Below are 23,564 nucleotides of genomic sequence, written 5' to 3'. Positions count from 1 at the left end.
CTGATTGAAGGAAAACTTGTCACGAATAAAGAATCTACTTCCCGCGAGAATGACACGCTCCACCTCTCGAAAGGAAGACCCCATGCCTCCCGCCGTCGCTGTATCGGCTGTCAGCCCATCAAGCTCCGCCAGAAACGCGCTCGCCCTCACCGCCGTGTGCCTGGTGGCGCTGATGTTCGGCCTGGAAATCTCCAGCGTGCCGGTGATCCTGCCCACGCTGGAACAACAATTGGGCACGGGTTTCCAGGATGCCCAATGGATCATGAACGCCTACACCCTGGCCTGCACCAGCGTACTGATGGCTGCCGGCACGCTGGCCGACCGCTTTGGCCGGCGACGCATGCTGGTGCTGTGCCTGTGGCTGTTTGGCTTGGCCTCACTGGCCTGCGGGCTGGCTGAAGACGCGTCCCAGCTGATCACGGCGCGTTTCGTCCAGGGCGTGGGCGCCGGGGCGATGATGATCTGCCAGTTCGCGATTTTGTCGCACCAGTTCCGTGAACCGGCGGCGCGGGCGCGGGCTTTTGCGGTGTGGGGCGTGATCGCGGGCCTGGGCCTGGGCTTCGGGCCGATGGTCGGGGCGTTGATCCTGGCGGTGGCGGACTGGCGCTGGGTGTTTCTCGTACATGTGCCGCTGACCTTGCTGACTCTGGTGCTGCTGCATGTCAGCGTGCAGGAGTCGCGCGACCCGGCCAGCCATCGCCTCGATATCGCCGGCATGCTCACCTTGACGCTGTCGGTGTTTGCGTTGGTTTATTTCATCACCCAAGGCACCGAGAATGGCTTTGGCGCACCGGCCATGCTGGGCTGGGCCGGCCTGTCGCTGGCCGCGCTGCTGCTGTTCAGCTTGATTGAGCGGCGCAGCGCCCATCCGATGTTCGATTTTTCGGTGTTTCGCATCCAACGCTTCAACGGCGCGTTGATGGGGTCGATCGGCATGAACTTCAGCTTCTGGCCGTTCATGATCTACCTGCCGTTGTACTTCCAGGCGGGCCTGGGCTACGACACCCTGACCACCGGCAGCGCCCTGCTCGCCTATACCCTGCCCACCTTGCTGGTACCGCCGCTGGCCGAACGCCTGGCCCTGCGCTACGGCGCCGCACGCATCATCCCGCTGGGCCTGGGGGTGATGGGCACCGGCTTTCTGGCCATGGCCGCCGCCAATGGCGCCGCGCATCCAAACATCGTGCTGGTGCTGTTCAGTTGCGCGATGGCCGGCGTGGGCTTGGCGCTGACCAACTCACCGACCACCAACACCACCACCGGCTCGGTCTCGGCGGATCGCGCCGGCATGGCCTCGGGTATCGACCTCAGTGCGCGGCTGATCACCCTGGCGCTGAATATTGCGCTGATGGGTTTGGTGCTCTTGCTGGGGATCAGCCATCAACTGGCCGAAGTGCTGCCCGAAACCAGCGCACTGGATTGGCCCGCGATCAGTCAGCACATTGCAGCGGGCAAGCTGGAAGTGCTGAGCTCGATGGGGCTGGCGCGCGCGGATGCCCAAGCGGCGCTGCGCCACGGCGCAGGTTGGGCGATGTTGTTTGCGGGCGTAGGGGCGTGTGGGTTGGCGTGGTTGAGCGGGTATTTTTTCCGACGCAGCAGGTAAACAAAAACGGGCCTGCATCTGCAGGCCCGTTCTCAGTGGGGAATGAAAAAACTGTCAGCTGTTAATTGCAGCGTTTTCGTTTTCCAGGAATTCCTCTTCAAGCGCGTCATCATTCACTTTGTTGGCCGGCACATTTTTCGCGGCAGCGCGTGGCTTGCCTTGCAGTTTGCCGAACAGGTGTTCCAACGCATGGTCCAGCTTGGTCGCGGCACCGTCGATCGCCAGTTCCAGCGTATCGGCTTTATGCAGCACCGAAAGCGGTTGATGGCCCTTTGGCCGTGCTTCCAGGCGGCAGCTTAAATCGTGGGGACCGGGCTTGTCGCCGTTCTCATCCCGCAGGTAGACCTCAACGCGGGTCAGGTCTTCTTCATAACGTTCGAGCGTGCTTTCAATGGTATTACGTACCCACTCCTCCAGTCGGATGCTGCTTTCAATATGGTTATCGCTATTGACTTGGATTTGCATAGTTCTTCCCTTATTTCAGCTAGCTCGCGAGAGGTCACAAACTGCAACACCGGGGTGGTGAAACCATGACCTCTTGATTACACAATTGAGCAGTCAGAGAAACAATTCAACCCCTTTGCAAAGATAAATCCCACATTACAAATTAACCCTGACTACAAGCAAAAACGCTGGTAGGGTGGGGAGTTAGTTACATCTTCCTCCCCCCCGCAATCTTCATCGTTGCCCCGCGCGCGCCTGCTTGCGCCGCCGACCAATCATGCACCGCATTCTCGCTATTGCCCTGAAACAAAGCACGACGCCAACCCATGTGGGAACCGGCTCGCCCGCGATAGCCGTCTCTCAGCCGAGGATTCATGAGCTGATCCCCCGCAATCGCGGGCCAGCCCTCTCCCACAGGTGTGTTCCAGCGTCAGACAGGTCGCTGTACGGCACGGCCCTTGCTGTACAGCTGATGAGGCAAACGGATGTTGTGAACCCTCAGCGACGGAGTGGCCGGTGGTCAGGCAACGCGAACTAATCCAGACCTCGGTCGTCAATGACTGCATGTTCTTATCAGGCGGTAACGCACCATGGACAATCCTTTTCAGATCATCACCGACACCTTCACCCCACAATACCGGGTCAACCTGAGCATCCAGCGCCTGGATGGCAGCATCATGCTGACCCTCTCGAATGAGCAGGGCGTGGTGGTCAAGCGCATGATCAGCGCCGCACAACGCAACGACCCGCAACGGCTCAAGCGCCTGGTGCAAAGCATCCAGTTCGGCATTGCCATCGAGCAGGGCCACAGCGCCATGGAAATCCTGGCAGTGATGACGGACGGGGACAGTCACAAGCTGTTGCAGCGACCGCCCACCCGCGCCCAGCCCTTGAGCGTCAGGTTTTAAACGCTGTTTCAGGGCTCTCACCCATGCGGCGCGGGCCTTGCACCTTCACCGACGGAAACGCCGAAGAATAACCATGGGTACGTTTTTGATCACCACCGAGACTGACAGAACTGCGCGAGAGGGATGGACGATTCATTCTCGAGTGCATCAAGCCACCGACTAGCTGTGTCTTACTCGAAACGCGTCTTAAACTCGCACCGACTTCTCTATATTTCAATAATCGATAGCGTTCGGTAGAACAGCTATATCTAAGAAATAAACGCTGACCGTCCAGACGTATCCCGCGCAATTATCGGCCCTTGATGCAATGAGCTGTTCAGCCGCAGCCCCAGTAAAGCACCAATACGCGAACGGAATAACTTCCAATAATCCAGCGAACGAGAGAATGCAACAGGAAAGAAATTCGAGCTGGAAAACCAGCTCGGCATCTATGCACTAATTAGCACGAAGCTGATTAGCAAAGTGTAGATCGATCAAACTATTCGTATCATCCCACGACAAGGGAGAAGCGGAAAACGAAATCCTGTCAGCCCCCACTGGAATATCGTGATCTGTAAATATCTGGTTATGCTTATAATGCATTCGCAGCATCCTGACGGCCTCAGGATCTGATTCGCTCTTGCCGCGTTTCTGCGCGAGCCTCAACCGGTCCCTGGCATGGAGACCCGCACCTTGAATCACCCATTCAATTTCGCCTGCCTCGTCACGAACAAGCAGGTTTTCGACAAACCCTAAAAAATCCTCTTCCCAATAAACAAACTCAAACTCGGTACGACTGACATTCCAGTGCTTCAAAAGAATTAAGGATTTAGCAGTTTTTATACCGCGCTCATCCATCTGCTCCTTGATTCGAGAGTACATATACCTCAAAAGTATTTTCCCTTGAGCTGCGGCATTATCACCACCCGCCGCACGCAAAACCCGAACTTCATCCACATCACAAAATCGCTACTCTTGAAGATCCACCCTGACCGCATTGGGACTTTTGAATAAAGTTTTAACAGAATACCCAACATCCCCATCGATAATATCGAAAAGCTCCTTGCGTTTCGACCTGGGGCCAACTGCTTTCTTTACGATTCTGATTAACGTTTCTGCATCCTTGCCATCCAAATCGGTCGAGTACGGCAAACAGAAAAAAGTTCTAAGCAGACGTGACAGCTCCACCAGCTGATCTTTCGAGAGATAGCTCACCTTACACTCCAGAACTTGTATTCTTGGTTAAACCGTCTAATTCCACTAGTAGTTCGCTGGGAGGAATGCCCAACCCCTCCGCAAGTCTATAAATATTTTCAAGACTAATATTCCGCTCCCCTCTCTCGACTTGACCGACATAGCTACGGTCAAGTCCACACCGGAGCGCCAAGCCTTCTTGGGTAATAGATAGCTGATGGCGTAGATCCCGGAGTCGATCACCAAAAGCCTGTTTTACCTTGGCCCCCCACATATCGTCAGCTGTCATTTGCACCCCTCTCATGAGATGCGTATAGTCCGGACATGAAGACCATGAATCCACGGACTATCAGTACCTTTTGAAATGAAAAAAAAATATCGCGTTATTGACCTTTTTTGTGGGTGCGGTGGAATCAGCAGGGGACTTGAGCGCACTGGGCGCTACTCAATTGAAGCTGGGATCGAGATAGAAGCACATCCAATACGGACATTTGTGGCCAACCATCTCAATTCAGCAGGGTCTCCGCCACTTTCGTACCAAGGCGATATAAGAGAAATAGCGGGACCAGACGCAACAAAGAACATCAGTGATTGGCTACGCCCTACAGGCTTGGATACTCCCGGAGAACTGGACCTATTGGTGGGTGGCCCACCCTGCCAAGGTTTCAGTAGAAATGGCGTTCGGCAGTACGAGGAGTGCGGGGTAAAACGCTTCTATGACGACCCGAGAAACCATTTATACCGTGCATTTTTGAGCACCATTGAGACCTTGAGGCCTAAGGTTGTTCTTATTGAAAACGTTAGAGAGTTTCTGAGTTTCGGTGGAGGGCGATTTGCCGAAGACTTATTAAAGCGATTAGATGAGTTGGGTTACACCGCCGATTACAGAAAAGTTTGCGCGGCCGATTATGGAGTGCCTCAAATCCGCAACCGGGTAATATTTATTGGCATCCATCGCGGCTATATGGATATCCCAACATCGAAGCTACCTTTCCCTACCCCTACGCATGTCAAACCCAGCAGCAACCAACTGGACCTTATTGCCGACAAGCCTTACAACACTGTCAGCGATGCGATTGGTGACCTTCCTGAACCCTCTTATGTACAAGGGACACGACTCCCCTACAACAGGAAAAGTCAGAATGCGTTTGCGACCTTGATGCGTTCAAAATCAGGTGAAGTTCGCAACCATATTGCGAGAATTCTCAGTGAAAAGAGCTTACAGCGTATCAACGCGGTAGGTACAGGCAGAATGAAACATGTCGATGAAAGCTTACAAACTCGAAGCTTCTATGGCAGTGCCTATAGAAGGCTCGACTGGAACGAGCCGGCATTGACAATCACCACATGGGTTTACCATGTCGGTTCGGGTAGATTCGCACATCCAGTCGAGGATAGAGCAATTACCATGCGTGAGGCCGCGCGGTTGCAAAGCTTCGATGACGACTTTGTATTTCCTGATTTGATAAACCCTGTGTCTCAGATGATAGGCAACGCTGTCCCCCCTCTTATGGCTCAGGCTTTTGGACAGGCGATAGCGGATCTATTAGATAAGGATAGCCTTAGCCACCTGACGCAATAATTCAACGTAACTATGAAGGAAAATCCTCCTTCATAGTCACCACCGTCATACAATAAACAGTCTCAGCACATTGAATTACCCCCGCGACAAAAATACTCAACCCCAAAACAACCTTGACACTCAATCACTCCTTTCTTTCACGGATGGATATTTTGACGAAGAATATCTTACAACCAGAATCGAAAAAGCGAGAAGCAGAACGCCGCCACTGATATACAGAATCCCTTCATCAGGAGCTTTGTGGTGCGACACATCGCTAATCAGTAGCCGAATCAATGCCGTCACTCCAATGTAAAGGAGGAACCTCAATGGCATATGATTTGTTTTAAAATAGATTCCCGACATGGCGAGTAATTCGAGATAAATGAAAAGCAGCAAGATGTCATCGACACTGACTTTCTCTTGATGCAGCATATCAACAAACGCCGAAATACCCGCCCATACGGTGATTGCGCCAATTGCGAACAATGCTAGATAGTGAAAAAACTCTACACTCAGGTTCCCTAAGCTATTAGCCCCCGCATGAAGCCGCACCCGCATCCGATCTGCCCACTTCATAACTTCCCACTCCCCATCGCACGTCAAACCGAAAAAAAAAGACCACGCATTGCCTCTACCGCACGGCTCATCCAGCCCCCGTATCCGAGGCTACACAGTAACAAATTGATCTTGCGGAGTTCTTCCTAAAAACAGGCCAACGTTAAGGATATAAGTAAACTTGACCTTGCTCTTGAAGTAAATCCCGAACATGGCGGCCAACGCCAGGTAGTCGAACGACTCGACAAACAGATTGCCCGGCGACTCAGCCAGCCCGCGGACATTCTGACGCAGCTTTTCGACCCGGTTGATTTTCACGATGATGCTTCCTTAGGTCGGCTCGACCGGATAGTGCCGCTTGGACGTGACGGTTGTTCTGCATGCAGAAAAAAGGCCAGCGGCAGGGCTAAGATGATGGCGGGGTGACATGAGACACTCCAAACCTGTATTTCCGGGCTACATTAAAAAACTGCTACCCAAACCCCACGGTTTGGCTTACCCTTTTAGCTGTATATAAATACAGTAGTCGCAAAAGACAACTATCGTGAAGGCATGTGAGGTGGTGAATGGCCGTCGAAGTGGTATACCGCAGCAGCCGAGATCTGGAGCGTTTGTTCATGGATAAAGCCGAAGCTGACCGTCATGACAAGATGCTTGAACTCGCTGAGTTGCTCGCAGAAGTGTTGCAAAAAGCCGTGCCGTCGTTGAGCGAGCAGCAGGTTGAAGAGGCCGGGATCTACATGGCGAAAAACCGCGATGTCTTTGCCAAGGCGTTCAAGAGCCAACCGGACGCGCTGTCCGAGTTGCTGAACCCGCCGGCGGAATAAAGCCCGAATTGAACAGGCCCTGAATCGATGATTCAGGGCCTTTTTAATGCGTGGGCTAGCGGTAAAGCAGGCGCTCGGCCAGTTCATCGGCGACCCGTGCGGGGGAGCGTTTTTCGGCCTGGGCGTGGGCGAAGATTTCGGTCAGGCGCGTGCCGATGTTCGACAGGTGCGCGGTGATGGTCGGCAGTTCGGCGCCGCTGTGTTTGAGGGCGACGTAGATCAGGCCACCGGAGTTGATCACATAGTCCGGGGCGTAGAGGATGCCGCGCCCTTCCAACTGGTCGGCGACTTGCAGGTTGGTCAGTTGCGCACTGGCGGAACCGGCCACGGCGGCGCAACGCAGTTGGCCGACGCTGTTGCGATTGAACACGGCGCCGAGGCCGCAGGGCGCGAGGATGTCGCAGGGGGTGCTGAGCAAGGCGTCATTGGCGATCGGGTGTGCGCCGAGTTGCTCCATGGCCAGTTGCACTTTGCCTTGGTCGATGTCGCTGACCAGCAGTTCGGCGCCGGCGGCATGCAGTTGTTCGGCGAGGGCGTAACCGACGTTGCCCAGGCCCTGGATCGCCACGCGCAAGCCTTCGAGATTGTCGCTGCCCAGGCGCGCCATCGCGGTGGTGCGGATACCGGCGAATACGCCCATGGCGGCATGGGGCGCAGGGTCGCCGGCGGCGGTGGTGCTGGTGACGAAGCGGGTTTGCTGGGCAATGCAATCCATGTCGGCCACCGAGGTGCCGCTGTCGATGGCGGTGATATAGCGGCCATCAAGTTGCTCGACACATCGCCCGAAGGCTTCAAACAGGGCCGCGCGGCTTTCCACATGGGCGGGGCGCAGGATCACGGCGCAACCACCGCCTACCGGCAAACCCGCCAGGGCGGCCTTGTAGCTCATGCCTTGGGCCAGGCGTGCGGCGTCGGCCACCGCGCTTTCGTCGTCGGGATATGCGAGGTAACGACAACCACCCAGGGCAGGCCCCAGGCGGCTGTTGTGGATGGCTATGATCGCCTTCAACCCGGTCGTCGGGTCGATGCTTAGGTGCAGCGATTCAAGGCGGGTGCTGTGCATGAGAGCAAACATCGTCAAGCTCCCGAATCACTTCTGGTGTCGCCAAGTATAGGCCTGCGGCAGAAAACTGCCGAAGTGCGCGGGAATAAGCCACCCGGTTTTGCGGGGCCTGCGACATAAGCAAGTAGGATATCTCTCAAGCTACTGGACGAAAATTCTCAGCAAGGCTAAAACGGGAGCATCCGCCGGAGAATGCAATGAACCCCCGTCACGCCTTTTTCGCCTGCCTGGAACGTTCGCCCCCTGCGCTGTTTGAAGCTGCGCTGTGGATTGCGGCCGAGCATGACCCAACGGTGCAACCGCTGTTGATCCTGCAGGAGCTCAACGTGCTGCAACAGCAGGTCAGCCTGGGCATGCCCCTGTTGCCGGCGGATGAGCTCGGCCAGCCGTTGCTGCGACGCCTGAATGACCTCGGGTTCGCCCAGGATGACTTCACCCCGCTGCGCCCCGCCGCCGCGCTGCTGGACAAGGTGTTGCAGCGCAAGCGCGGACAACCCCTGGCCATGGGGCTGATCGCGATGGAACTGGCGCAACGCCTGAATATCCCGATGGTCGGCGTCAACTTCCCCGGCCACTTCCTGCTGCGGGTACCCGGCGCCGATCACCTGCTCGACCCTTGCGGCGGCCGACGCCTGTACCCCAACGATTGCCGCGAACTGTTGCAACGCCAATACGGCCCCGACCTCAAGCTGCAAGCCGACCACCTGCGCACCGCCAGCCCACGCTCGATCCTGCAACGACTGTCGCGCAACCTGCGCCAGTTGTACCTCTCCAATGACGACCCGCTGGCCGCCCTGGTCGACGCCGAGCGCGTGCTGGAACTGGGCCATGCCAGCGCCGCCGATTACCTGGCGCGGGCCAGCCTGTATCAACGCCTGGACTGCCCAAGCGCCGAGCGTTTCGACCTGGAGCACGCGCTGCTGCTCAGCGAAGACCCGATCCAGCGCCTGCGCCTGACCCAGCGGCTGGGCCACTTGCCGCCCAACTCGGTGATTCACTGAACACAACGAGCGCGTCTAGGGTGTATCAGGCTGGTTGGCAGGGTGCGCCTGGATAAACGCCGGATGCTGCGCCGCCAAAGCCGCCACCCGCCCGATACGCGGATACCCCGCCAACGCCACCTTGAAGCGCTCGGCGGCATACAGCTGCGGAATCAGAAACGCATCCGCCAGCCCCGGCTGCTCGCCAAAGCAAAACCCGTGATCGCCAATCAACTGCTCGACCGCGTCCAAGCCCTGGCTGATCCAATGACCGATCCAGGCCAGCACCTGGGTTTCATCGTGGCCCCACTGGCGCAACAGGTTCTGGGTGCTGGAGTTGTGCAGCGGGTGAATGTCGCAGGCGATGATCGACGCCACCGCGCGCGCATGGGCGCGGGCTGCCAGGTCCTGGGACAGCAGCGGCACCTGTGGATAACATTCCTCCAGGTATTCGATGATCGCCGACGACTGGATCAACAGTTCGCCGTCATCGGTGCGCAGCGCCGGGACGCGACCTTGTGGGTTGATCGCCAGGTACTCCGGCTGGCGATGGGCGCCGCCCGCCGGCGCCACTAGGTTGACCGGCACGGCGGTGAAGTCCAGGCCCTTGAGCGCCAGCGCGATCCGTACCCGGTACGACGCAGTGGACCGATAGTAAGTGTAAAGTTCCATCGCCCCGCCCCCTCAGCGCGCCGCGACCACCGTGCCGCGGCATTCGCCGAAGCCGATGGAGGCAAAACCGTCACGGCTGCAACGGCCGCGCAGGATGATTTCATCACCGTCTTCGAGGAATTTACGCACCTCGCCCGACGCCAGTTCAATCGGCTTCTTGCCGCCCTCGGTGATCTCCAGCAGGCTGCCGAACTGCCCCGGCTGCGGCCCGGACAAGGTGCCCGAACCGAACAGATCGCCGGCCTGCAACTGGCAGCCATTGACGCTGTGATGCGCAACCATTTGCGCCACGGTCCAGTACATGTACTGGGTGTTGCTCAGGGTCAGGCGCTGGGCCGGCAGGTTCTGTTCACGCATCGACGCCGTGGTCAGCAGCACCTCCAGCTCGATATTGAACGCGCCCGCCGCCTGATCGCGTTGATCCAGCAGGTACGGCAGCGGCTGCGGATCGCCTGCGGGACGTGCCGGTTGTGCCTGGCGGAACGGCGCCAGCGCTTCGGCCGTCAGCACCCACGGCGAGATGCTGGTGATAAAACTCTTCGACAGGAACGGCCCCAACGGCTGGTACTCCCAGGCCTGGATATCCCGCGCCGACCAGTCGTTGAGCAGGCAGAAACCGGCAATGTGCTCGGCCGCCTCGCCAATGGCAATCGAGTCGCCCATGGCATTGCCCTGGCCGATCCAGATGCCCAGCTCCAACTCGTAGTCCAGCCGCGCGCAGGGGCCGAAGGTCGGCTCGGTCTGGCCGGCCGGCAGGGTCTGGCCTTTGGGGCGGCGCACCTCGGTGCCGGACGGGCGAATGGTCGATGCACGGCCGTGATAACCGATCGGCACGTACTTGTAGTTGGGCAGCAGCGGGTTGTCGGGGCGGAACAGTTTGCCGACGTTCTGCGCGTGTTCGATGCCGACATAGAAGTCGGTGTAGTCATTGATCTTGGCGGGCAGGTGCATCTGGCAATCGGCGGCGCGGTGCAGCACTTCGGCCTCGCGTGCTTGCAGCGGACTGCCCTCCCCGAGCAATGCCAACAGGCGCTCGCGCAAGGCCACGCGCGGGCCACGGCCCAGCTCGAAGAACGCGTTCAACTGCCCGCCGGCAGTGGCATCGACGGCGCGCAGCGCTTCACCGTCAAACGCATCGCGGGCGGCCAGCAGGTCGAGAATGCAGTCGCCGATCGCCACGCCACTGCGCGGCGCCGCGCCGTTGATGCTGAACACCCCCAGCGGCAGGTTTTGCAGGGGAAAATCACGATGACCGTTGGCGCTGGTGACCCAACTGCGGGCGAGCGTTGATTGCGTCATGGGTTATCTCCGGTTCGGGTCGAAGGTGACGGGCAGCGAGGCCCAGCACGCATCATAAGCAGATTGTAGTTGCGGGCAGTCCAGGGCGAAGCGCGTCGGGCGCAGCACTTGGCTGGTCTCGAACATGAACGCCATGGTGTCGTCGATCTTGTGCGGGGCCAGCTCGACATTGATCGCCTTGGTGCAGGTCTCGCCATCCGGGCCGTGGGCGCTCATGCAGCTGTGCAGCGACGCGCCGCCGGGCAGGAAGCCTTCGGCCTTGGCGTCGTAGGCGCCCTGGATCAGGCCCATGTATTCGTTCATCAGGTTGCGGTGGAACCATGGCGGCCGGAAGGTGTTCTCGGCCACCATCCAGCGCGGCGGGAAGATCACGAAATCGAGGTTGGCCAAGCCATGCACGCTGGTGGGCGAGGTCAATACGGTGAAGATCGACGGGTCGGGATGATCGAAACTTACCGTGCCGATCGTATTGAACCGACGCAGGTCGTATTTGTACGGCACGTTGTTGCCATGCCAGGCCACGACGTCGAGGGGCGAATGGTCGAGTTCGCAGGCCCACAGTTCGCCGAGGAATTTCTGCACCAGGGTCGTCGGCTGCTGGCGGTCTTCGTAGTGGGCAACCGGGGTCAGAAAATCACGCGGGTTGGCCAGGCCGTTGCTGCCGATCGGGCCGAGGTCCGGCAGGCGCAGCGGGGCGCCGTGGTTTTCGGCGACATAACCGCGCGCCTGCGCATCCAGCAGTTCGACGCGGAATTTCAGGCCGCGTGGCAGCACGACAATTTCCAACGGCTCGACCTCCAGCACCCCGAGTTCGCTGGCGATACGCAAGCGGCCCTGCTCGGGCACGATCAACAGCTCGCCATCGGCGTTGAAGAACACGCGCTGCATCGAACGGTTGGCGCCGTAATGGTAAATACTGATGCCCGACGGTTGCTCCGCCCCGGCATTGGCCGCCATGCCGACCAGGCCATCGATGAAGTCGGTCGGCTCGCTCGGTATCGCCAACGGGTCCCAACGCAGCCGATTCGGCGTCACCGCGCCCAGCGCCCCTCCAGCCAGTTGTCGCTCCAGTTTGACGAACGCCGGATGATGGGCCGACGGCTGGATGCGATACAACCAGGTACGGCGCGCTTCACTGCGCACCATGGTGAAGGCTGTGCCGGAGAAGAGTTCGGTGTACAGGCCGTAAGGCGCTTTTTGCGGGGAGTTCTGGCCGACCGGCAGCGCGCCGGGCAGGGCTTCGCTGGCGAATTCATTGCCGAAGCCCGAGAGGTATTCGAGGTTCATGGATCATCCTCTGACGGAAGTTGTTTTTATCGTAATCCAGTTACGCATAACGTAATTTGATCGCTGTCGACCGTCAAGCTATAAAGACGCCCACTCATCTCTCGGATTCCCGTTGCCCCATGGAAAAGCCCCGCGACACCGGTAAACAGAAAGTCCGCTCGGCCGAAGTGGGCACCGACATCCTCAAGGCCCTGGCCGAACTGTCGCCCTCCACCTCGCTGTCGCGCCTGGCCGAGCATGTGCAGATGCCGGCGAGCAAGGTTCACCGCTATCTCCAGGCCCTGATCGCGTCGGGGTTCGCCGAGCAGAACAGCGCCACCAACCATTACGGCCTGGGTCGCGAAGCATTGCGCGTGGGCCTCGCCGCACTGGGCAGCATGGACGTGCTCAAAGTCGGCGCCCTGCCCCTGGCCGAGCTGCGCGACGAATTGAATGAAACCTGCTTCCTGGCGGTGTGGGGCAACCAGGGTGCGACCGTGGTGCAGATCGAACCGGCGGTGCGCGCGGTCACCGTGGTGACGCAGTTGGGTTCGGTGTTGCCGCTGCTCAGTTCATCCACCGGGCTGGTGTTCAGCGCCTTTTTGCCAGCGCGGGAAACCATCGAATTGCGCGAGCGCGAGATCCAGGCGGGCATCGCCCACGCTCTGGCGGACGACCAGGCCTACGCCAGCGCCTGCGAACAGATCCGCGCGCGTGGCTTGCACTTTGTGCATGGCCTGCTGATGCCGGGTGTGGATGCGTTGTCGGCGCCGGTGTTCAACGCGGTCGGCCAGGTGGCGGCGGTGATGACCGTGGTCGGCCCCACCTCGCTGTTCCATGCCGATGAAGACGGCCCGGCGGCGCAGCGCCTGCTGGCGGCGACCCGGGCGGTGAGTTGGCGGATGGGCTACCAGCCCTGAGTCAGTCGCGCCATTGCGTCAGGGCGACCGCCAGGCGGTTCTCCAGAGCGCGGACCGGTGCGGCGTCGCTCAGGTAGTTGTTGCTGATCATCGAAAACACCAGGCGCCGCCCGTGGGCGTCGGTGAGGTAACCGCTCAATGACGACACGCCGCCCATGGAGCCGGTCTTGGCATGCAGGTTGTCTTGCGCCGGCGTGCCGCGCAGGCGATAACGCAGGCTGCCGCCGCTCATGCGCGCGGGGTTGCCGGCAATCGGCAAGGCGTTGTACCACGCGTCGAACCAGGGTTGCCTGGACGTCGCCAGCAGCAGGTCGGTGAGCGTCTGCGCCGACACCAGATTGCGCCGCGACAACCCCGAACCGTCCACCTGATTCAGGCTCGCCGGGTCCAACCCCTGGCGCCGCATGAAGGCCGCCACCGCCGCCACGCCCGCCTGCGCGGTTCCGGCGTTCGTGGTCTGGCGGCCCATGGCCTTGAGCAAGGCTTCGGACATGTTGTTGTTCGAAAGTTTGAGCAGCGGCGTGATCAGTTCCTGCAACGGGGCCGATTGATGCTCCGCCAGCAGCCGCGCCGTCGCCGGACTGCTGCCCCCGATCACTCGCCGGCCCAGCACCTGGATGCCCTGCTGCGCCAATGCCTGTTCAAACAGATTGGCCACCAGTTGCGTCGGTTCCCACACACTCACCCATTGCCGACTGTGCTTACCCGGCGCCAGCGCGCCCGTGAGTTGCAGCAGGTTGGTGCCGTGCTGGCGCGTGATCCCATAGCTGTTGCCGGGGCCGCTCACCGCGCGGTTGCTCAGTTGCACGTAATCGGTGGCCGGGCTGATCGCCACACTGACCGGCTGGCCGGGGCTCATGGGCGCGGTGGCGGTGACCATCAAGGTGCCCGCATCAAAATCAGAATTGGGTGACACGGTCAGCGCCGAAATCTGCGCGCCGTAGTAGGTGCTTTCATCGTCCTGAGCCCAATCCACGCCGAGGCGCTGCGCATCGAACCAGCTGTCGTCGAACACCAGGTCGCCCTGCACCTGACGCACGCCTTGGCTCGCCAGTTGCGCGGCGAGTGCCTGGTAATCGGCGAACTGCGTGGTCGGGTCGCCCAGGCCGCGCAGGTACAGGTTGCCGTTCAGGCGCTCGCCTTGCTGCGCGCCGTTGCTCAGCAGTTGGGTGGAAAACCGATACTGCGGGCCCAGCACGTCCATCGCCGCCGCGGTGGTCAGCAGCTTGAGGTTGGAGGCCGGCACCAGCCGCGTGCGCGGGTTGTGTTGATAGAGCGTGTTGCCGCTGCGGGCGTCGCGCACCACGAGTGAAACCGTGGCGCCATTGAGGGCCGGGTCGGCCAACAGGCGGTCCAGGGTTGAAGGGCCGGCGGTCGGCGCAACGCTGGCGCAGCCCCCCAATAAAACGCTCAAGCCGACCAGCATCGCGCTGGTGTGTAACCCTCGTGCAAACCGCATCAGTACCGTTTTCCGCAAAGCCGTCAGTGGCGGCAACGCTAACAGCTCATGCCGTTTGTGGCGAGAGAGCGTGCTCGCGCTGGAGGGCGAAGCGCCCCTGACAGGCTCGACCACCGCCCTCGCCGCCGGCTCAAAACTCCAGCGTGCTGGACACCGACACCTGCCGCGCATCCCCCATCGACACAAACACCCGGCTGGCCGCCGAGGTGTAGTAGGTGCGATCGAACAGGTTCTTCACGTTGAGCTGGAACTTGACCTTCTGCCCGTCGATTTTGGTGTTGTAGGAGGCGAACACATCGGCCACGGTATAACCCGGCAGATTGAAGCTGTTATTCGCATCGCCTTCGCGCTGGCCGACGTAACGCGCGCCAGCACCGACGCGCAGATCATCCCCGCCGATCAAGCTGCCGACGTCATACACCGCCGACAACGAACCGGTGTGCTTGGCCACGTTCTGCAGGCGCTTGCCTTGCAGCGCCGGGTCTTTGGTGACTTCGGCATCGGTGTAGGCATAGCTGCCGATCAGGCTCCAGCGCTCGCTGAGCTGGCCGCTGGCGTCCAGTTCCAGGCCACGGGAGCGCACTTCGCCGGCCACGCTGTAGACCGTGTCGACACCGGAGCCGACGGACACCAGCACGTTGCGCTTGGTGATATCGAACAGCGCCGCGCTGGCGGTGATGCGCCCCGGTATGTCGAGTTTGGTCCCCAGCTCCCAGGCCTTGGATTGCTCCGGCTGCAGGTCGCCCTGAAGCACGCTGCCATCGTTCAGCGCGGCAATGGTCGAGTTGGGTTTGAACGACTCGGTGTAGCTGCCGTAAAACGACAGCTCGTCGGTGTAGCGGTACACCAGGCCGGCACGCGGCACCCATTTCTGGCCATTGCCGTCGGTATTGGCCTTGAACGGCACGCCTTTGCCGGCGTATTGGTCGTACATCTGATAGCGCGCGCCACCCACCAGAATCCACTGGTCGGTCAGGTGAATCGTATCCTGGAAGAACAGTGAGTCACTGCGCAGCAAGTCGGTCTGCGCGCTGTCCTTGGCGCTCACCGTGGTGCCTTGCACATCGTTGCCATACACCGGATTGACGTAGCTGAAGGCACTGCGCTGCGCCTGGCGGATCAGTTCGGCGCGATAGATCTTGCGGTACTCATCGTCGAGGCCGAACACCAGGTCATGCTGCATGCCGCCCAGCTTGACCTTGCCTTCCAGGCTGGCCGTGGCGAAGCGGTCGGTGGTCAGTGCGCCACGCGTACCGTCCATGCTGCGAGTCAAGGTGCCGTCGGCATTCACCGAGGCGACGCGCACCTGGCTGGCGTCATAGGTTTCGCGGTTCCAGCTGTAGCCGACGTGCGCCTTCCAGTCGTCGTTCAGGTCGTGATCGGCCTCCAAGCGATACAGGTCGGAGCGGCCTTCCATGTTGTTGAACGGCTCATCCAGGCGCCGGGTGGCGGGGATGTCCAACGGGTGATTGGTCTTGGGGTCGATGGCGGTACCGCGATCGAACGGCGAGAGAAACTCGCGGTGTTCGTAAGCGAACACCACCTGGGTGGTGTCGCCATACCAGGCCAGGGATGGCGCGATCAGGCTCTCGCGGTGAGTGCCGTAGTTGCGCCAGTAATCTTCGTCCTCGTGGTCGACGATCAGGCGATACGCCAGCCCGCTGTCGCCGATGGGCCCCGTGGTGTCGAGGTTGCCGCCGCTGCCGTTCTTGCCGTTGCCGAAGGTCGAACCGCGGACGGTCAAGGAGGTGGACTGCAGCAACTGCGGCTTTTTGCTGACGATATTGACCACGCCGCCCGGGTCCTGGATGCCATACAGCAGCGACGACGGGCCCTTGAGCACTTCAACCCGTTCGGCCGTAGCGTTCAGCGCCCGGCCCTGCACCACGGGCATGCCGTCCTGCATGATCGAACCGTTACGGTTGTCGCCAAAGCCGCGCAGCATCACCGCATCCTGGGTGCTGCCGAGGGTGTTGGTCTGGGTGATGCCGCTGATATTGGCCAGGGCGTCATCCAGGTTGCGCGGTTGTTGATCACGCAGCACTTGGGCGGGCACTACGTTGACGGTTTGCGGGGTCTCCAGCAGCAGGCCACGGGAACGCATGACCGAGCTGGTGGGTGGCGGCTGGTAGCTGGTGCTGTCGGCGGGCTCGGCGACCGCGCTGATGGTGGTGGCGCCCAGGTTCAGCGCGCCGTCGCTGGGCACCGGCTCCAGGGCCAGGGTGCGGGCGTCGATCTGGCGGAAGGTAAAACCGGAGCCGCCCAACAGGCGTTGCAAGGCCTGGGTCGCGCTCATCGGGCCGCTGACGGCCGGGGCATTGAGGCCGTAGGGGGCTTCGTCGGTGTAGATCACACTGAGCCCGGTGACCCGGCTGAAATCGCTGAGCGCCTGGGGCAGTGGCTTGGCCGCCAGGGCAAAGTTGAACTGGGCACTTTGTTGTTCCTGCGCCTGCGCCACACTCAGGGGCAGCAGTGCCAGCCCCGATACCGTCAAGACCGAGGCTCCCAGCCACTGTTTAACCCAACCGCCCGCCGTCGATTTCATGCTTGTGAGCACCCGTGTAGAAAACGCTGTTAATGCGAATAGATCGCAGTTTCAAGCACTACACGGATGGGCGTCGGGTTTACCTCACCTCCGGTTGAAAATAATCCGGTTTTATTGCGCCTGAATGCAAAAACCCAGGCGCGGGAAGTGAACATGCACGGTGCCGCCGCGTTCGTCGGTACGGCGCAGGATCAGTTCTTCGCGGCCGGCAAACAACAACTCACCGAGCACCGGGTCGGTGCCGTAGTCGGTGGCCGCAATGCTCACCTGCTGGCCGGCCGTGAAGCCATTCAAGTCCTCGAACACTTCAGCGGGCAACGCCGCCGGGGTGGCGTGACGCGCTACGTCAAGGGCTTGCTCGGTGCTCATCTCGGTGGCGGTGCCATGGCCAAAGCTCAGCACCCGGTCGAGCCAGGTGGCAACGGCGGGATGTGCGTCAACCAACGGCGCGGTCACCACCGAGCCTTTGAGGAACCACAGCGGATGGGCCAGGGCAAAGTCGGCAATCGAAGGCTCACCGAACAGAAAATCTCCCTCTTGATGCTGCAATTGCTGGTCGATGCGGCTGATGATCGCCGGCCATTGATGCTTGGCCTGCTCCAGATGCAGACGGGCTGCGGTGCCGCCGCTGAACAGCTTGGCGCGATCGGCCACCAGCACTTTGAGCATTTCGGGTGGCACTTTGGCGAACTTGGCCGCCAGGGATTCGGGCTGGAATACCAAGGCCACGGCATGGGCGAACACCACCGAATCGGCCCAGGCGGCGAACCCCTGGGCGACCAGTTCCAGGCCTTGGGGAAACAGCGCCGGCCCGGCTTTTTCCTGTTCCAGGCGGTGCGCGATCAGTGCTGTGTCACAGTAGATGTCGGCGCCGATCTGCAGCACCGGAGTCTTGCGATAGCCGCCGGTGAGGGCGATCAGGTCAGGCTTGGGCATCACCGGCGAGATCAGCACCGAGCGCCAGGACAAGCCCTTGAAGCCCAGGAGCAGGCGGGCTTTTTCCGCGAAAGGGGATTGCGGGTAGTGGTGCAGGATCAACTCAGACATGCCAGGCTCCGCTCAATTAAATGAGCATTCAGCTTAGCCTGCAAAATCACGTGTGGGTGAAATAGGCCCCCATCAATCAGGTCAATGAGCCACTCGCCGCCAGGCATTCTTTGGCGCTCTTCTTCAATTTCTTGATCAAGCGTTCCTGGCGCAGCGCCTCGCCCTTGCTCGCACACTGCTCGGTGTACACCAGCGCGACGGCGGGGCTGGAGAGGAAAAACCGCGCGCCCTTGCCGCTTTGATGGGAGGCAAACCGGCGCAGCGGATCATTGCTGATGCCGCAATACAGCGAGCCGTTGGCGGCACGCACCAGGTACACGAACCAGGGCTTGGGTTCAGGAAGATCAGTCACGGGTCGATTCGGCAAACCAGAGGAGCGCCAATCTTATCAACGACTGGCCTGAAATGCCCTCAGGCCTTTGAGCGCCTGGGCGCGCACGGCGTTTTTCAGCGCGGGCGACCAGCCCAGCAGCAGCCCCTTGAGGCCCAGGGCCTGGCGCGACCAGCGCCACAGGTCGAAGTGGTCGTGGTGTTCGCAGATCTTGCCGTCGCGAAACACGAAGCGTGCGCCGATGTCGTTGACCACCGTGTTGCCGGTCGCGCTGAACAGGTACGTCGCCACCCAATGGGCGCTGCCAGTACTGTCGTCACTGCGCACGTGGTCGAAGGTCAGGGAAAAGTCCTTGGCCCGCGTGGTGAGCATGCGCCACATATCCCCGGCATCGCGCCCGCGCAGCTCGCCGAACGCCGGGTCGCTGAACACCACGTCGTCGGTGTAGCAGGCGGCCATGGCTTCGGCATCCAGATGTTGGAAGGCCGTATAGAACTCGGTGATCAGGACGTTGTGGGCATCACTCATGGGCAACATTCGCACGATGGTCAGGGGTGCTGAACGATAATCCTCGTAACACGGGAAAGCCATGGTTATTCGTCACGAGAATAAGTGATGCCTGGCGGGGTTAAAGGTAGATAACGTCCAAAGTGGCGCTGCCGTCTATCTGGATTTCTTCCTCACCCGGCAGAGAGTCTTTGGGCGCGAGGACTGTACTCAACATCAGGTCTGTCTTAAGGGTCGTCACTGCCACGGGAATTATATTACCGTTACTCACGGTGCGCAGCCAACGTGGTTGCCACGTTGCGTTATCGGCAGCAAACCACGTCTCTTTATCGATGGACTCAATCACGACTCTCGGTTGTTCGTCGGCTGTCACATCGTTCATCTTAAGTTCGTACCTGCCGATCTTTTGCCCACCACTTGCCAAGCCCAAACCATACACGGTGAGCGGGTCATGTGACGGTGATTGAACAGCCGCAGTTCCGGCTCGATTGTCCAGACTCCTGACTGCCATCAAAGTCGGCGCGTCACAAGTAACCTCCAAGTTTATCGTCGCCGCTGGCAGTACCATCTCCCCCAGTCTAGGAAAATCGTTGATCGAGATCTTCCCATAATCCACCGTACCGGCATCAGATAAAGTTGGCGTACAGGCCGACGGAATGATAGTACCGACCACGCTGATATCCACACTGGATGCGGCCATTACATTAGAAACACCGGCCAGTAAAAACGCGGCGGCAACAAGTACACGGGACGGTTGCATAACAGGCTCACTTTCGGTCATTACTTGATGAGCCAGGCAAGCGCACAGACGCGCTTACTTTAACTCGCCAGCAAGACAAAACTATTAGAATGAAGTGTATGCCCCGACCAAACAATGCCAGGACAGCCATCGCAAGTTAAGGGATAACTCATTCAAACTTAATACAAGTAATACGATACTCAGACACTGCCTGACTCACTCTAGCACCGTCATGAAACTGCAACTTTCTACGGCACCATGCCCGCCGCACGCGCATAAGCGAACAAATCCACATCGGTGGAGATGCACAGCCGGGTCATCGCGGTGCTTTTCTGCTTGCTGATGGTCGAGATGCTGCGGTTGACCCGCGCCGCGATCTGGCTGACGGTCATGCCGCTGGCGAGCATCCGCACCACTTCGCGCTCTTTGCCGGACAACTGCGGCACGGCTTGCTGATTGCCCGTCCCGGCCTCCGCCAGTTGTGCGCGCAGACACTCGCTGACGAAGGTGCGCCCTTCACTGACGGCGGCAATCGCCAGGGGCAGTTCGCGGGCCGACGCGCTTTTGGCCAGGATCGCCCGCGCGCCCTGGGCAAACGATTCGCGCAACGTGGCGACGTTGGCAAACATGGTCACCAGAATCACCGGCAAGTCCGGGTGCCGGCGCCGCATCAGGCCGAGCAAGCCATAGCCGTCGGCTTGCTGGTTACCCGGCATGGCGAAGTCCGTCACCAGGATATCGCACGGGGTGCTGTCCACCAGCGCCAGCAACTGATCCGGGCCGTCGGCCTCGGCGACAACTTTGCACCGGCCATTGGCTTCTATCACCACTTTCTGCCCGATACGCACGATGGGATGATCGTCAGCAATAATTACGCGAAGCATGAGCACCACCATGATGGCAACTTGAATCCGCGCAAAATACTCCCGGATCGGATCGGCAACAACCGCCCCCAAACGCCATAATGGCAGATAGCCCAGCAATCCCTGGGAGCAGAATTTTACCCCACAGAAAAAAAGGAAATTGCCCACTCTGAAGACCTACAGAAGCCATCGGTCTTAGCTGTCATCCTTTTCCTAATAGCGACAAATATTTCAGATACCCCATCAAGTCGCTGCGCAAGGCGAGCAAGCGCTGAAGGTGCATGGCCACACCGTCGCGGTTGATCGCCTCGATCAACTGATGACCGCGCATTTCCAGCGGTGTGGCGCCGAAGAACGCCACGCTGCCGATCAAGCGGTGCAAATGCTCGACCGTGGCCTGCGCTTGCAGGCCGTCGGTGGCCTGGGCCAGCGCATGCAGATCGAGCTCGGCCTCATACACCAGGCTTGCCAGGATGCCGGGCAGCGCCTCGCTGCAGCCGAACAGTTGCCCCAACCGGCCGCGACTCGGCCAGCGCCCCTCCACCGCCGTGACCGGCTGCGCGGTCTCGCTGATACGCGGGCCGGGCAGCCAGTCGCCGAGGACTTGGCGCAGTTGTTGAAAGGTCACCGGTTTGGCCAGCCAGGCATCCATGCCCGCAGCCTGGCACTGCTGGATTTCGCGCGCGCCCAGCTTGCCGGTGAACGCGATGACCGGCACGCGCTCCGTGCCGTCGCGCAGTTCGCGGCGGCGCAGCTCGCGGGTCATGGCATAGCCATCCATCACCGGCATTTGGCAGTCGCTGAAAATCAGGTCGGCGCGGCTGACGTCCAGAATCGCCAGGGCAGCCTGGCCGTGCGCGCACACTGCAAATGCCAGCCCCAACCGCTCCAGCATCGCGCCCATCAGCAGGCAATACGCGGGATGATCGTCTACCAACAACACCTTGAGCTCACGCCAATGCCGGGTTGACGCCGGCTGTGCGGCCAGGTCATCCCCTGCTCGGTCGCCTGGGATAGGGCCTGATGACATGACTACCTCAAATTCAATAAGCGCACGGCGCGGGGATCGGCAACCTCAATGGCCGACAGAACATCCGCCGACATAGGTACCGGGTACGGCACGCAACACGCCTGGCTGTTCGAATGTGCTGTGAAGATGTATCGGCCGGAACGCTATTTGAATTAGGCCGCCTGCGCGATACAACAACTACGAAACCCTTATATTTCCTACACACAAAAAAACGAGTTCCGACAAGTCGATTGGGCGTGTGCGACATCCGCCCATTGTCGTATTTGTTGTATTTGCCCGACGCCCTCCCCCCGATAGATTGCCCGGCATCCCCAGAGCGGGACGCGACCGGCCACTCCAGGCGGTCGCCACCTAGTTACCGACGGGTCCCCCTTTGCCCCTCGGCAATCAGTTTTGCATCGGAAGCTCGATCACATGAAAAAGCCCTTAGCCGCATTCACCGCCGTCATCGCCCTTGTCGGCAGCGGTATGACCTTCGCCGCCAGTACCGTGGAATTGACCGTCAAAGGCGTGATTACCCCAAGCGCCTGTACACCGACGTTGTCCGCCAGTGGTGTGGTGGATCACGGTAAGGTCTCGGTAAAAGACCTCAACCTCGACAGCCCGACCAGCCTGCCCACCGCCAGGCTGCAACTCAATGTGGACTGCGAGGCCGCAACCCTGTTTGCGTTGCGCACCACCGACAACCGCGCCGGGTCGTCAATCTACGGCTTCGGCTACGGCCTGGGCCTGATCAACAACCTGCAGAAAATCGGCACGTTCTGGCTCTCCCTGAGAAATCCGGTGGCCGACAACGTCGCCGTCGAGCCCATCGAGTCATTGGATGGCGTGAGCTGGCAAGCCATTGACGATGTGGTTTGGCAAAACCCGTACATGGCGGCGTTTGGCGACAGGTCGAACGGTCAGGATCCCAAGCCGATCCCGATCAAGAACGTGATCAGCGAGCTGGTGATCGACACCCAGATCGCCGCCGCCAACAGCCTGGACTTGAGCAACGAAGTGCTGATCGACGGCTCCGCCACGATCGAGGTCAAGTACCTGTAACTCATCATCCACGCAGGGCATTGCCCAGAGAGGTTGTTCATTTCATGGATAAATATTTCCCCGCATTGTTGGCGAGTCTGCTGCTGGCGAACGTGCCCAGCGCTTTAGCCAGCAGCCAGGCCGAGCTGAGCGTGAGCGGCGTAATTACGCCCAAAGCCTGCACGCCGGGCTTGGCTGACGGCGGCACCATCGACCACGGAAAGGTGACCGTGCGCGACCTCAACCAAGACCGAGACACGTTGCTGCCGCGCAACACCCTGCACCTGAACGTGCGGTGCGAAGGCTCGACGCTCTTCGCCATGACCACCATCGACAACCGCCACGGCACATCGGTGATCCCCAACCACCACGGCCTGGGCACGACCCCCAACGACGAGAAACTGGGCAGCGTTTCGCTGAGTTTGAGCAACCCCATGGCGGACACCATGGCCGTGCGAACCATCGTGTCGCTGGATGGCGGCACCACGTGGACCCCCGGTACGCAGTTGGGCCACCTCAACCTGCTCGCGATTGCCGCAATGGACAACCCTACTCAGCCAATGGCCGTGACGATCTTCGAAGCAGACATTGTGCTCTACACCCGAATTGCCCGTGCCGATGGCCTGACCCTCACCGACGAAGTCCTCGTCGACGGGCACGCGACTCTTGAGATGAAGTACCTGTAACAGCGTAACCCCCTGTCCCCCTGGACCCCCTGTATTCCTATCCATCCCTGGAGCTTCACC

25 protein-coding genes and 1 pseudogene are annotated in these 23,564 nt (G+C 60.2%); 8 read left to right on the top strand and 18 right to left on the bottom strand.

The window, feature by feature from the left end:
- Nucleotides 1-82: 82 nt before the first annotated feature.
- Nucleotides 83-1,603, top strand: a complete 1,521-nt coding sequence (locus tag TU80_RS09090; RefSeq protein WP_057004301.1) for an MFS transporter — start codon at nucleotides 83-85, stop codon at nucleotides 1,601-1,603.
- Between the two features lie 54 nt (nucleotides 1,604-1,657).
- Here the strand turns inward: TU80_RS09090 and TU80_RS09085 are convergent, their stop codons facing one another.
- Nucleotides 1,658-2,068, bottom strand: a complete 411-nt coding sequence (locus TU80_RS09085; RefSeq protein WP_046384600.1) for an HPF/RaiA family ribosome-associated protein — start codon at nucleotides 2,066-2,068, stop codon at nucleotides 1,658-1,660.
- 569 nt (nucleotides 2,069-2,637) lie between these two features.
- On the opposite strand from TU80_RS09085, the gene TU80_RS09075 reads away from it, so the two are divergent.
- On the top strand, nucleotides 2,638-2,955 hold the full coding sequence (locus TU80_RS09075; RefSeq protein ID WP_057004300.1) for a DUF3509 domain-containing protein: 318 nt from the start codon (nucleotides 2,638-2,640) through the stop codon (nucleotides 2,953-2,955).
- 435 nt (nucleotides 2,956-3,390) lie between these two features.
- On the opposite strand, the gene TU80_RS09070 is transcribed toward TU80_RS09075, so the two are convergent.
- Genes TU80_RS09070 through TU80_RS09065 form a run of 3 tightly spaced genes read right to left on the bottom strand, consistent with a single transcriptional unit; the run spans nucleotide 3,391 to nucleotide 4,402 of the window.
- On the bottom strand, nucleotides 3,391-3,891 hold the full coding sequence (locus tag TU80_RS09070) for a hypothetical protein (protein ID WP_134939529.1): 501 nt from the start codon (nucleotides 3,889-3,891) through the stop codon (nucleotides 3,391-3,393).
- A 12-nt stretch (nucleotides 3,892-3,903) separates the two neighbouring features.
- On the bottom strand, nucleotides 3,904-4,149 hold the full coding sequence (locus TU80_RS31425) for a hypothetical protein (RefSeq protein ID WP_082643818.1): 246 nt from the start codon (nucleotides 4,147-4,149) through the stop codon (nucleotides 3,904-3,906).
- Between the two features lies 1 nt (nucleotide 4,150).
- Nucleotides 4,151-4,402, bottom strand: a complete 252-nt coding sequence (locus TU80_RS09065) for a helix-turn-helix domain-containing protein (protein WP_082643824.1) — start codon at nucleotides 4,400-4,402, stop codon at nucleotides 4,151-4,153.
- Between the two features lie 90 nt (nucleotides 4,403-4,492).
- Here TU80_RS09065 and TU80_RS31420 point away from each other — a divergent pair, with 90 nt between their 5' ends.
- Nucleotides 4,493-5,710 (top strand): DNA cytosine methyltransferase, encoded by a 1,218-nt coding sequence (locus tag TU80_RS31420; RefSeq protein WP_082643817.1) that lies wholly within the window; start codon nucleotides 4,493-4,495, stop codon nucleotides 5,708-5,710.
- Between the two features lie 120 nt (nucleotides 5,711-5,830).
- Here the strand turns inward: TU80_RS31420 and TU80_RS09060 are convergent, their stop codons facing one another.
- Together TU80_RS09060 and TU80_RS33200 are read right to left on the bottom strand one after the other, a co-directional pair.
- Nucleotides 5,831-6,268: a phosphate-starvation-inducible protein PsiE gene (locus TU80_RS09060; protein WP_057004297.1), complete on the bottom strand. Its 438-nt coding sequence runs from the start codon at nucleotides 6,266-6,268 to the stop codon at nucleotides 5,831-5,833.
- Nucleotides 6,269-6,457: 189 nt separating this feature from the next.
- Nucleotides 6,458-6,565 (bottom strand): annotated as a pseudogene (locus tag TU80_RS33200) (phosphate-starvation-inducible protein PsiE); the annotation flags it as partial.
- A gap of 248 nt (nucleotides 6,566-6,813) precedes the next feature.
- Between TU80_RS33200 and TU80_RS09050 the strand changes: the two are divergent.
- Nucleotides 6,814-7,074, top strand: a complete 261-nt coding sequence (locus TU80_RS09050; protein ID WP_010564043.1) for a YebG family protein — start codon at nucleotides 6,814-6,816, stop codon at nucleotides 7,072-7,074.
- Between the two features lie 55 nt (nucleotides 7,075-7,129).
- On the opposite strand, the gene TU80_RS09045 is transcribed toward TU80_RS09050, so the two are convergent.
- The gene (locus TU80_RS09045; protein ID WP_017848678.1) at nucleotides 7,130-8,149 is read right to left on the bottom strand and encodes a Leu/Phe/Val dehydrogenase; all 1,020 of its coding nucleotides are present in this window, start codon (nucleotides 8,147-8,149) and stop codon (nucleotides 7,130-7,132) included.
- A 185-nt stretch (nucleotides 8,150-8,334) separates the two neighbouring features.
- On the opposite strand from TU80_RS09045, the gene TU80_RS09040 reads away from it, so the two are divergent.
- Nucleotides 8,335-9,138, top strand: a complete 804-nt coding sequence (locus TU80_RS09040) for a SirB1 family protein (RefSeq protein ID WP_046488617.1) — start codon at nucleotides 8,335-8,337, stop codon at nucleotides 9,136-9,138.
- A gap of 15 nt (nucleotides 9,139-9,153) precedes the next feature.
- Here the strand turns inward: TU80_RS09040 and maiA are convergent, their stop codons facing one another.
- Genes maiA through hmgA form a run of 3 tightly spaced genes read right to left on the bottom strand, consistent with a single transcriptional unit; the run spans nucleotide 9,154 to nucleotide 12,375 of the window.
- On the bottom strand, nucleotides 9,154-9,789 hold the full coding sequence (gene maiA, locus TU80_RS09035; protein WP_057004295.1) for a maleylacetoacetate isomerase: 636 nt from the start codon (nucleotides 9,787-9,789) through the stop codon (nucleotides 9,154-9,156).
- Between the two features lie 12 nt (nucleotides 9,790-9,801).
- Complete coding sequence (gene fahA, locus TU80_RS09030; protein WP_057004294.1) at nucleotides 9,802-11,088, bottom strand: fumarylacetoacetase; 1,287 nt, start codon at nucleotides 11,086-11,088, stop codon at nucleotides 9,802-9,804.
- Between the two features lie 3 nt (nucleotides 11,089-11,091).
- Complete coding sequence (gene hmgA / locus TU80_RS09025) at nucleotides 11,092-12,375, bottom strand: homogentisate 1,2-dioxygenase (RefSeq protein ID WP_057004293.1); 1,284 nt, start codon at nucleotides 12,373-12,375, stop codon at nucleotides 11,092-11,094.
- A gap of 119 nt (nucleotides 12,376-12,494) precedes the next feature.
- Between hmgA and TU80_RS09020 the strand changes: the two genes are divergently transcribed.
- On the top strand, nucleotides 12,495-13,274 hold the full coding sequence (locus tag TU80_RS09020) for an IclR family transcriptional regulator (RefSeq protein WP_046384607.1): 780 nt from the start codon (nucleotides 12,495-12,497) through the stop codon (nucleotides 13,272-13,274).
- A 1-nt stretch (nucleotide 13,275) separates the two neighbouring features.
- On the opposite strand, the gene dacB is transcribed toward TU80_RS09020, so the two are convergent.
- From dacB to TU80_RS08980, 8 genes are all read right to left on the bottom strand, one after another.
- Nucleotides 13,276-14,733: a D-alanyl-D-alanine carboxypeptidase/D-alanyl-D-alanine endopeptidase gene (gene dacB, locus TU80_RS09015; protein ID WP_057004349.1), complete on the bottom strand. Its 1,458-nt coding sequence runs from the start codon at nucleotides 14,731-14,733 to the stop codon at nucleotides 13,276-13,278.
- 130 nt (nucleotides 14,734-14,863) lie between these two features.
- On the bottom strand, nucleotides 14,864-17,278 hold the full coding sequence (locus tag TU80_RS09010; RefSeq protein WP_057004292.1) for a TonB-dependent siderophore receptor: 2,415 nt from the start codon (nucleotides 17,276-17,278) through the stop codon (nucleotides 14,864-14,866).
- A gap of 111 nt (nucleotides 17,279-17,389) precedes the next feature.
- Complete coding sequence (locus TU80_RS09005) at nucleotides 17,390-18,325, bottom strand: glutathione S-transferase family protein (RefSeq protein ID WP_017848670.1); 936 nt, start codon at nucleotides 18,323-18,325, stop codon at nucleotides 17,390-17,392.
- A 76-nt stretch (nucleotides 18,326-18,401) separates the two neighbouring features.
- Nucleotides 18,402-18,677 (bottom strand): GIY-YIG nuclease family protein, encoded by a 276-nt coding sequence (locus TU80_RS09000; protein WP_026140234.1) that lies wholly within the window; start codon nucleotides 18,675-18,677, stop codon nucleotides 18,402-18,404.
- Nucleotides 18,678-18,713: 36 nt separating this feature from the next.
- The gene (locus TU80_RS08995) at nucleotides 18,714-19,184 is read right to left on the bottom strand and encodes a nuclear transport factor 2 family protein (protein WP_046385353.1); all 471 of its coding nucleotides are present in this window, start codon (nucleotides 19,182-19,184) and stop codon (nucleotides 18,714-18,716) included.
- Between the two features lie 100 nt (nucleotides 19,185-19,284).
- Nucleotides 19,285-19,923, bottom strand: coding sequence for a DUF1120 domain-containing protein (locus TU80_RS08990; RefSeq protein WP_046384610.1), 639 nt, complete (start codon nucleotides 19,921-19,923; stop codon nucleotides 19,285-19,287).
- Between the two features lie 227 nt (nucleotides 19,924-20,150).
- Entirely contained in the window at nucleotides 20,151-20,786 is a 636-nt protein-coding gene (locus TU80_RS08985) for a response regulator (RefSeq protein WP_026140231.1), read from the bottom strand.
- 181 nt (nucleotides 20,787-20,967) lie between these two features.
- On the bottom strand, nucleotides 20,968-21,795 hold the full coding sequence (locus tag TU80_RS08980) for a response regulator (protein WP_186351966.1): 828 nt from the start codon (nucleotides 21,793-21,795) through the stop codon (nucleotides 20,968-20,970).
- Between the two features lie 414 nt (nucleotides 21,796-22,209).
- Here TU80_RS08980 and TU80_RS08975 point away from each other — a divergent pair, with 414 nt between their 5' ends.
- Both TU80_RS08975 and TU80_RS08970 read left to right on the top strand, forming a co-directional pair.
- Nucleotides 22,210-22,839, top strand: a complete 630-nt coding sequence (locus TU80_RS08975; RefSeq protein WP_017848664.1) for a DUF1120 domain-containing protein — start codon at nucleotides 22,210-22,212, stop codon at nucleotides 22,837-22,839.
- 44 nt (nucleotides 22,840-22,883) lie between these two features.
- Nucleotides 22,884-23,504 (top strand): DUF1120 domain-containing protein, encoded by a 621-nt coding sequence (locus TU80_RS08970; protein ID WP_057004290.1) that lies wholly within the window; start codon nucleotides 22,884-22,886, stop codon nucleotides 23,502-23,504.
- Nucleotides 23,505-23,564 lie beyond the last annotated feature (60 nt).

It is taken from the genome of Pseudomonas veronii (assembly GCF_001439695.1).
GTDB lineage: Bacteria > Pseudomonadota > Gammaproteobacteria > Pseudomonadales > Pseudomonadaceae > Aquipseudomonas > Aquipseudomonas veronii.
The sequence above is the reverse complement of the archived record's forward strand: the minus strand, read 5'-3'. Positions and strand labels throughout refer to the sequence as shown.

Excerpts from the sequence above, each read along its gene's own strand:
- TU80_RS09045 (WP_017848678.1), bottom strand. The coding sequence starts at position 8,149 with ATGTTTGCTCTCATGCACAGCACCCGCCTTGAATCGCTGCACCTAAGC.
- hmgA (WP_057004293.1), bottom strand. The coding sequence starts at position 12,375 with ATGAACCTCGAATACCTCTCGGGCTTCGGCAATGAATTCGCCAGCGAA.
- TU80_RS08990 (WP_046384610.1), bottom strand. The coding sequence starts at position 19,923 with ATGCAACCGTCCCGTGTACTTGTTGCCGCCGCGTTTTTACTGGCCGGT.
- fahA (WP_057004294.1), bottom strand. The coding sequence starts at position 11,088 with ATGACGCAATCAACGCTCGCCCGCAGTTGGGTCACCAGCGCCAACGGT.
- TU80_RS08975 (WP_017848664.1), top strand. The coding sequence starts at position 22,210 with ATGAAAAAGCCCTTAGCCGCATTCACCGCCGTCATCGCCCTTGTCGGC.
- TU80_RS09050 (WP_010564043.1), top strand. The coding sequence starts at position 6,814 with ATGGCCGTCGAAGTGGTATACCGCAGCAGCCGAGATCTGGAGCGTTTG.
- maiA (WP_057004295.1), bottom strand. The coding sequence starts at position 9,789 with ATGGAACTTTACACTTACTATCGGTCCACTGCGTCGTACCGGGTACGG.
- TU80_RS08985 (WP_026140231.1), bottom strand. The coding sequence starts at position 20,786 with ATGCTTCGCGTAATTATTGCTGACGATCATCCCATCGTGCGTATCGGG.
- TU80_RS08970 (WP_057004290.1), top strand. The coding sequence starts at position 22,884 with ATGGATAAATATTTCCCCGCATTGTTGGCGAGTCTGCTGCTGGCGAAC.
- TU80_RS09065 (WP_082643824.1), bottom strand. The coding sequence starts at position 4,402 with ATGTGGGGGGCCAAGGTAAAACAGGCTTTTGGTGATCGACTCCGGGAT.
- TU80_RS31420 (WP_082643817.1), top strand. The coding sequence starts at position 4,493 with ATGAAAAAAAAATATCGCGTTATTGACCTTTTTTGTGGGTGCGGTGGA.
- dacB (WP_057004349.1), bottom strand. The coding sequence starts at position 14,733 with ATGCGGTTTGCACGAGGGTTACACACCAGCGCGATGCTGGTCGGCTTG.
- TU80_RS09005 (WP_017848670.1), bottom strand. The coding sequence starts at position 18,325 with ATGTCTGAGTTGATCCTGCACCACTACCCGCAATCCCCTTTCGCGGAA.
- TU80_RS09090 (WP_057004301.1), top strand. The coding sequence starts at position 83 with ATGCCTCCCGCCGTCGCTGTATCGGCTGTCAGCCCATCAAGCTCCGCC.
- TU80_RS09085 (WP_046384600.1), bottom strand. The coding sequence starts at position 2,068 with ATGCAAATCCAAGTCAATAGCGATAACCATATTGAAAGCAGCATCCGA.
- TU80_RS09010 (WP_057004292.1), bottom strand. The coding sequence starts at position 17,278 with ATGAAATCGACGGCGGGCGGTTGGGTTAAACAGTGGCTGGGAGCCTCG.
- TU80_RS08995 (WP_046385353.1), bottom strand. The coding sequence starts at position 19,184 with ATGAGTGATGCCCACAACGTCCTGATCACCGAGTTCTATACGGCCTTC.
- TU80_RS08980 (WP_186351966.1), bottom strand. The coding sequence starts at position 21,795 with ATGTCATCAGGCCCTATCCCAGGCGACCGAGCAGGGGATGACCTGGCC.
- TU80_RS09040 (WP_046488617.1), top strand. The coding sequence starts at position 8,335 with ATGAACCCCCGTCACGCCTTTTTCGCCTGCCTGGAACGTTCGCCCCCT.
- TU80_RS09020 (WP_046384607.1), top strand. The coding sequence starts at position 12,495 with ATGGAAAAGCCCCGCGACACCGGTAAACAGAAAGTCCGCTCGGCCGAA.
- TU80_RS09075 (WP_057004300.1), top strand. The coding sequence starts at position 2,638 with ATGGACAATCCTTTTCAGATCATCACCGACACCTTCACCCCACAATAC.
- TU80_RS09060 (WP_057004297.1), bottom strand. The coding sequence starts at position 6,268 with ATGAAGTGGGCAGATCGGATGCGGGTGCGGCTTCATGCGGGGGCTAAT.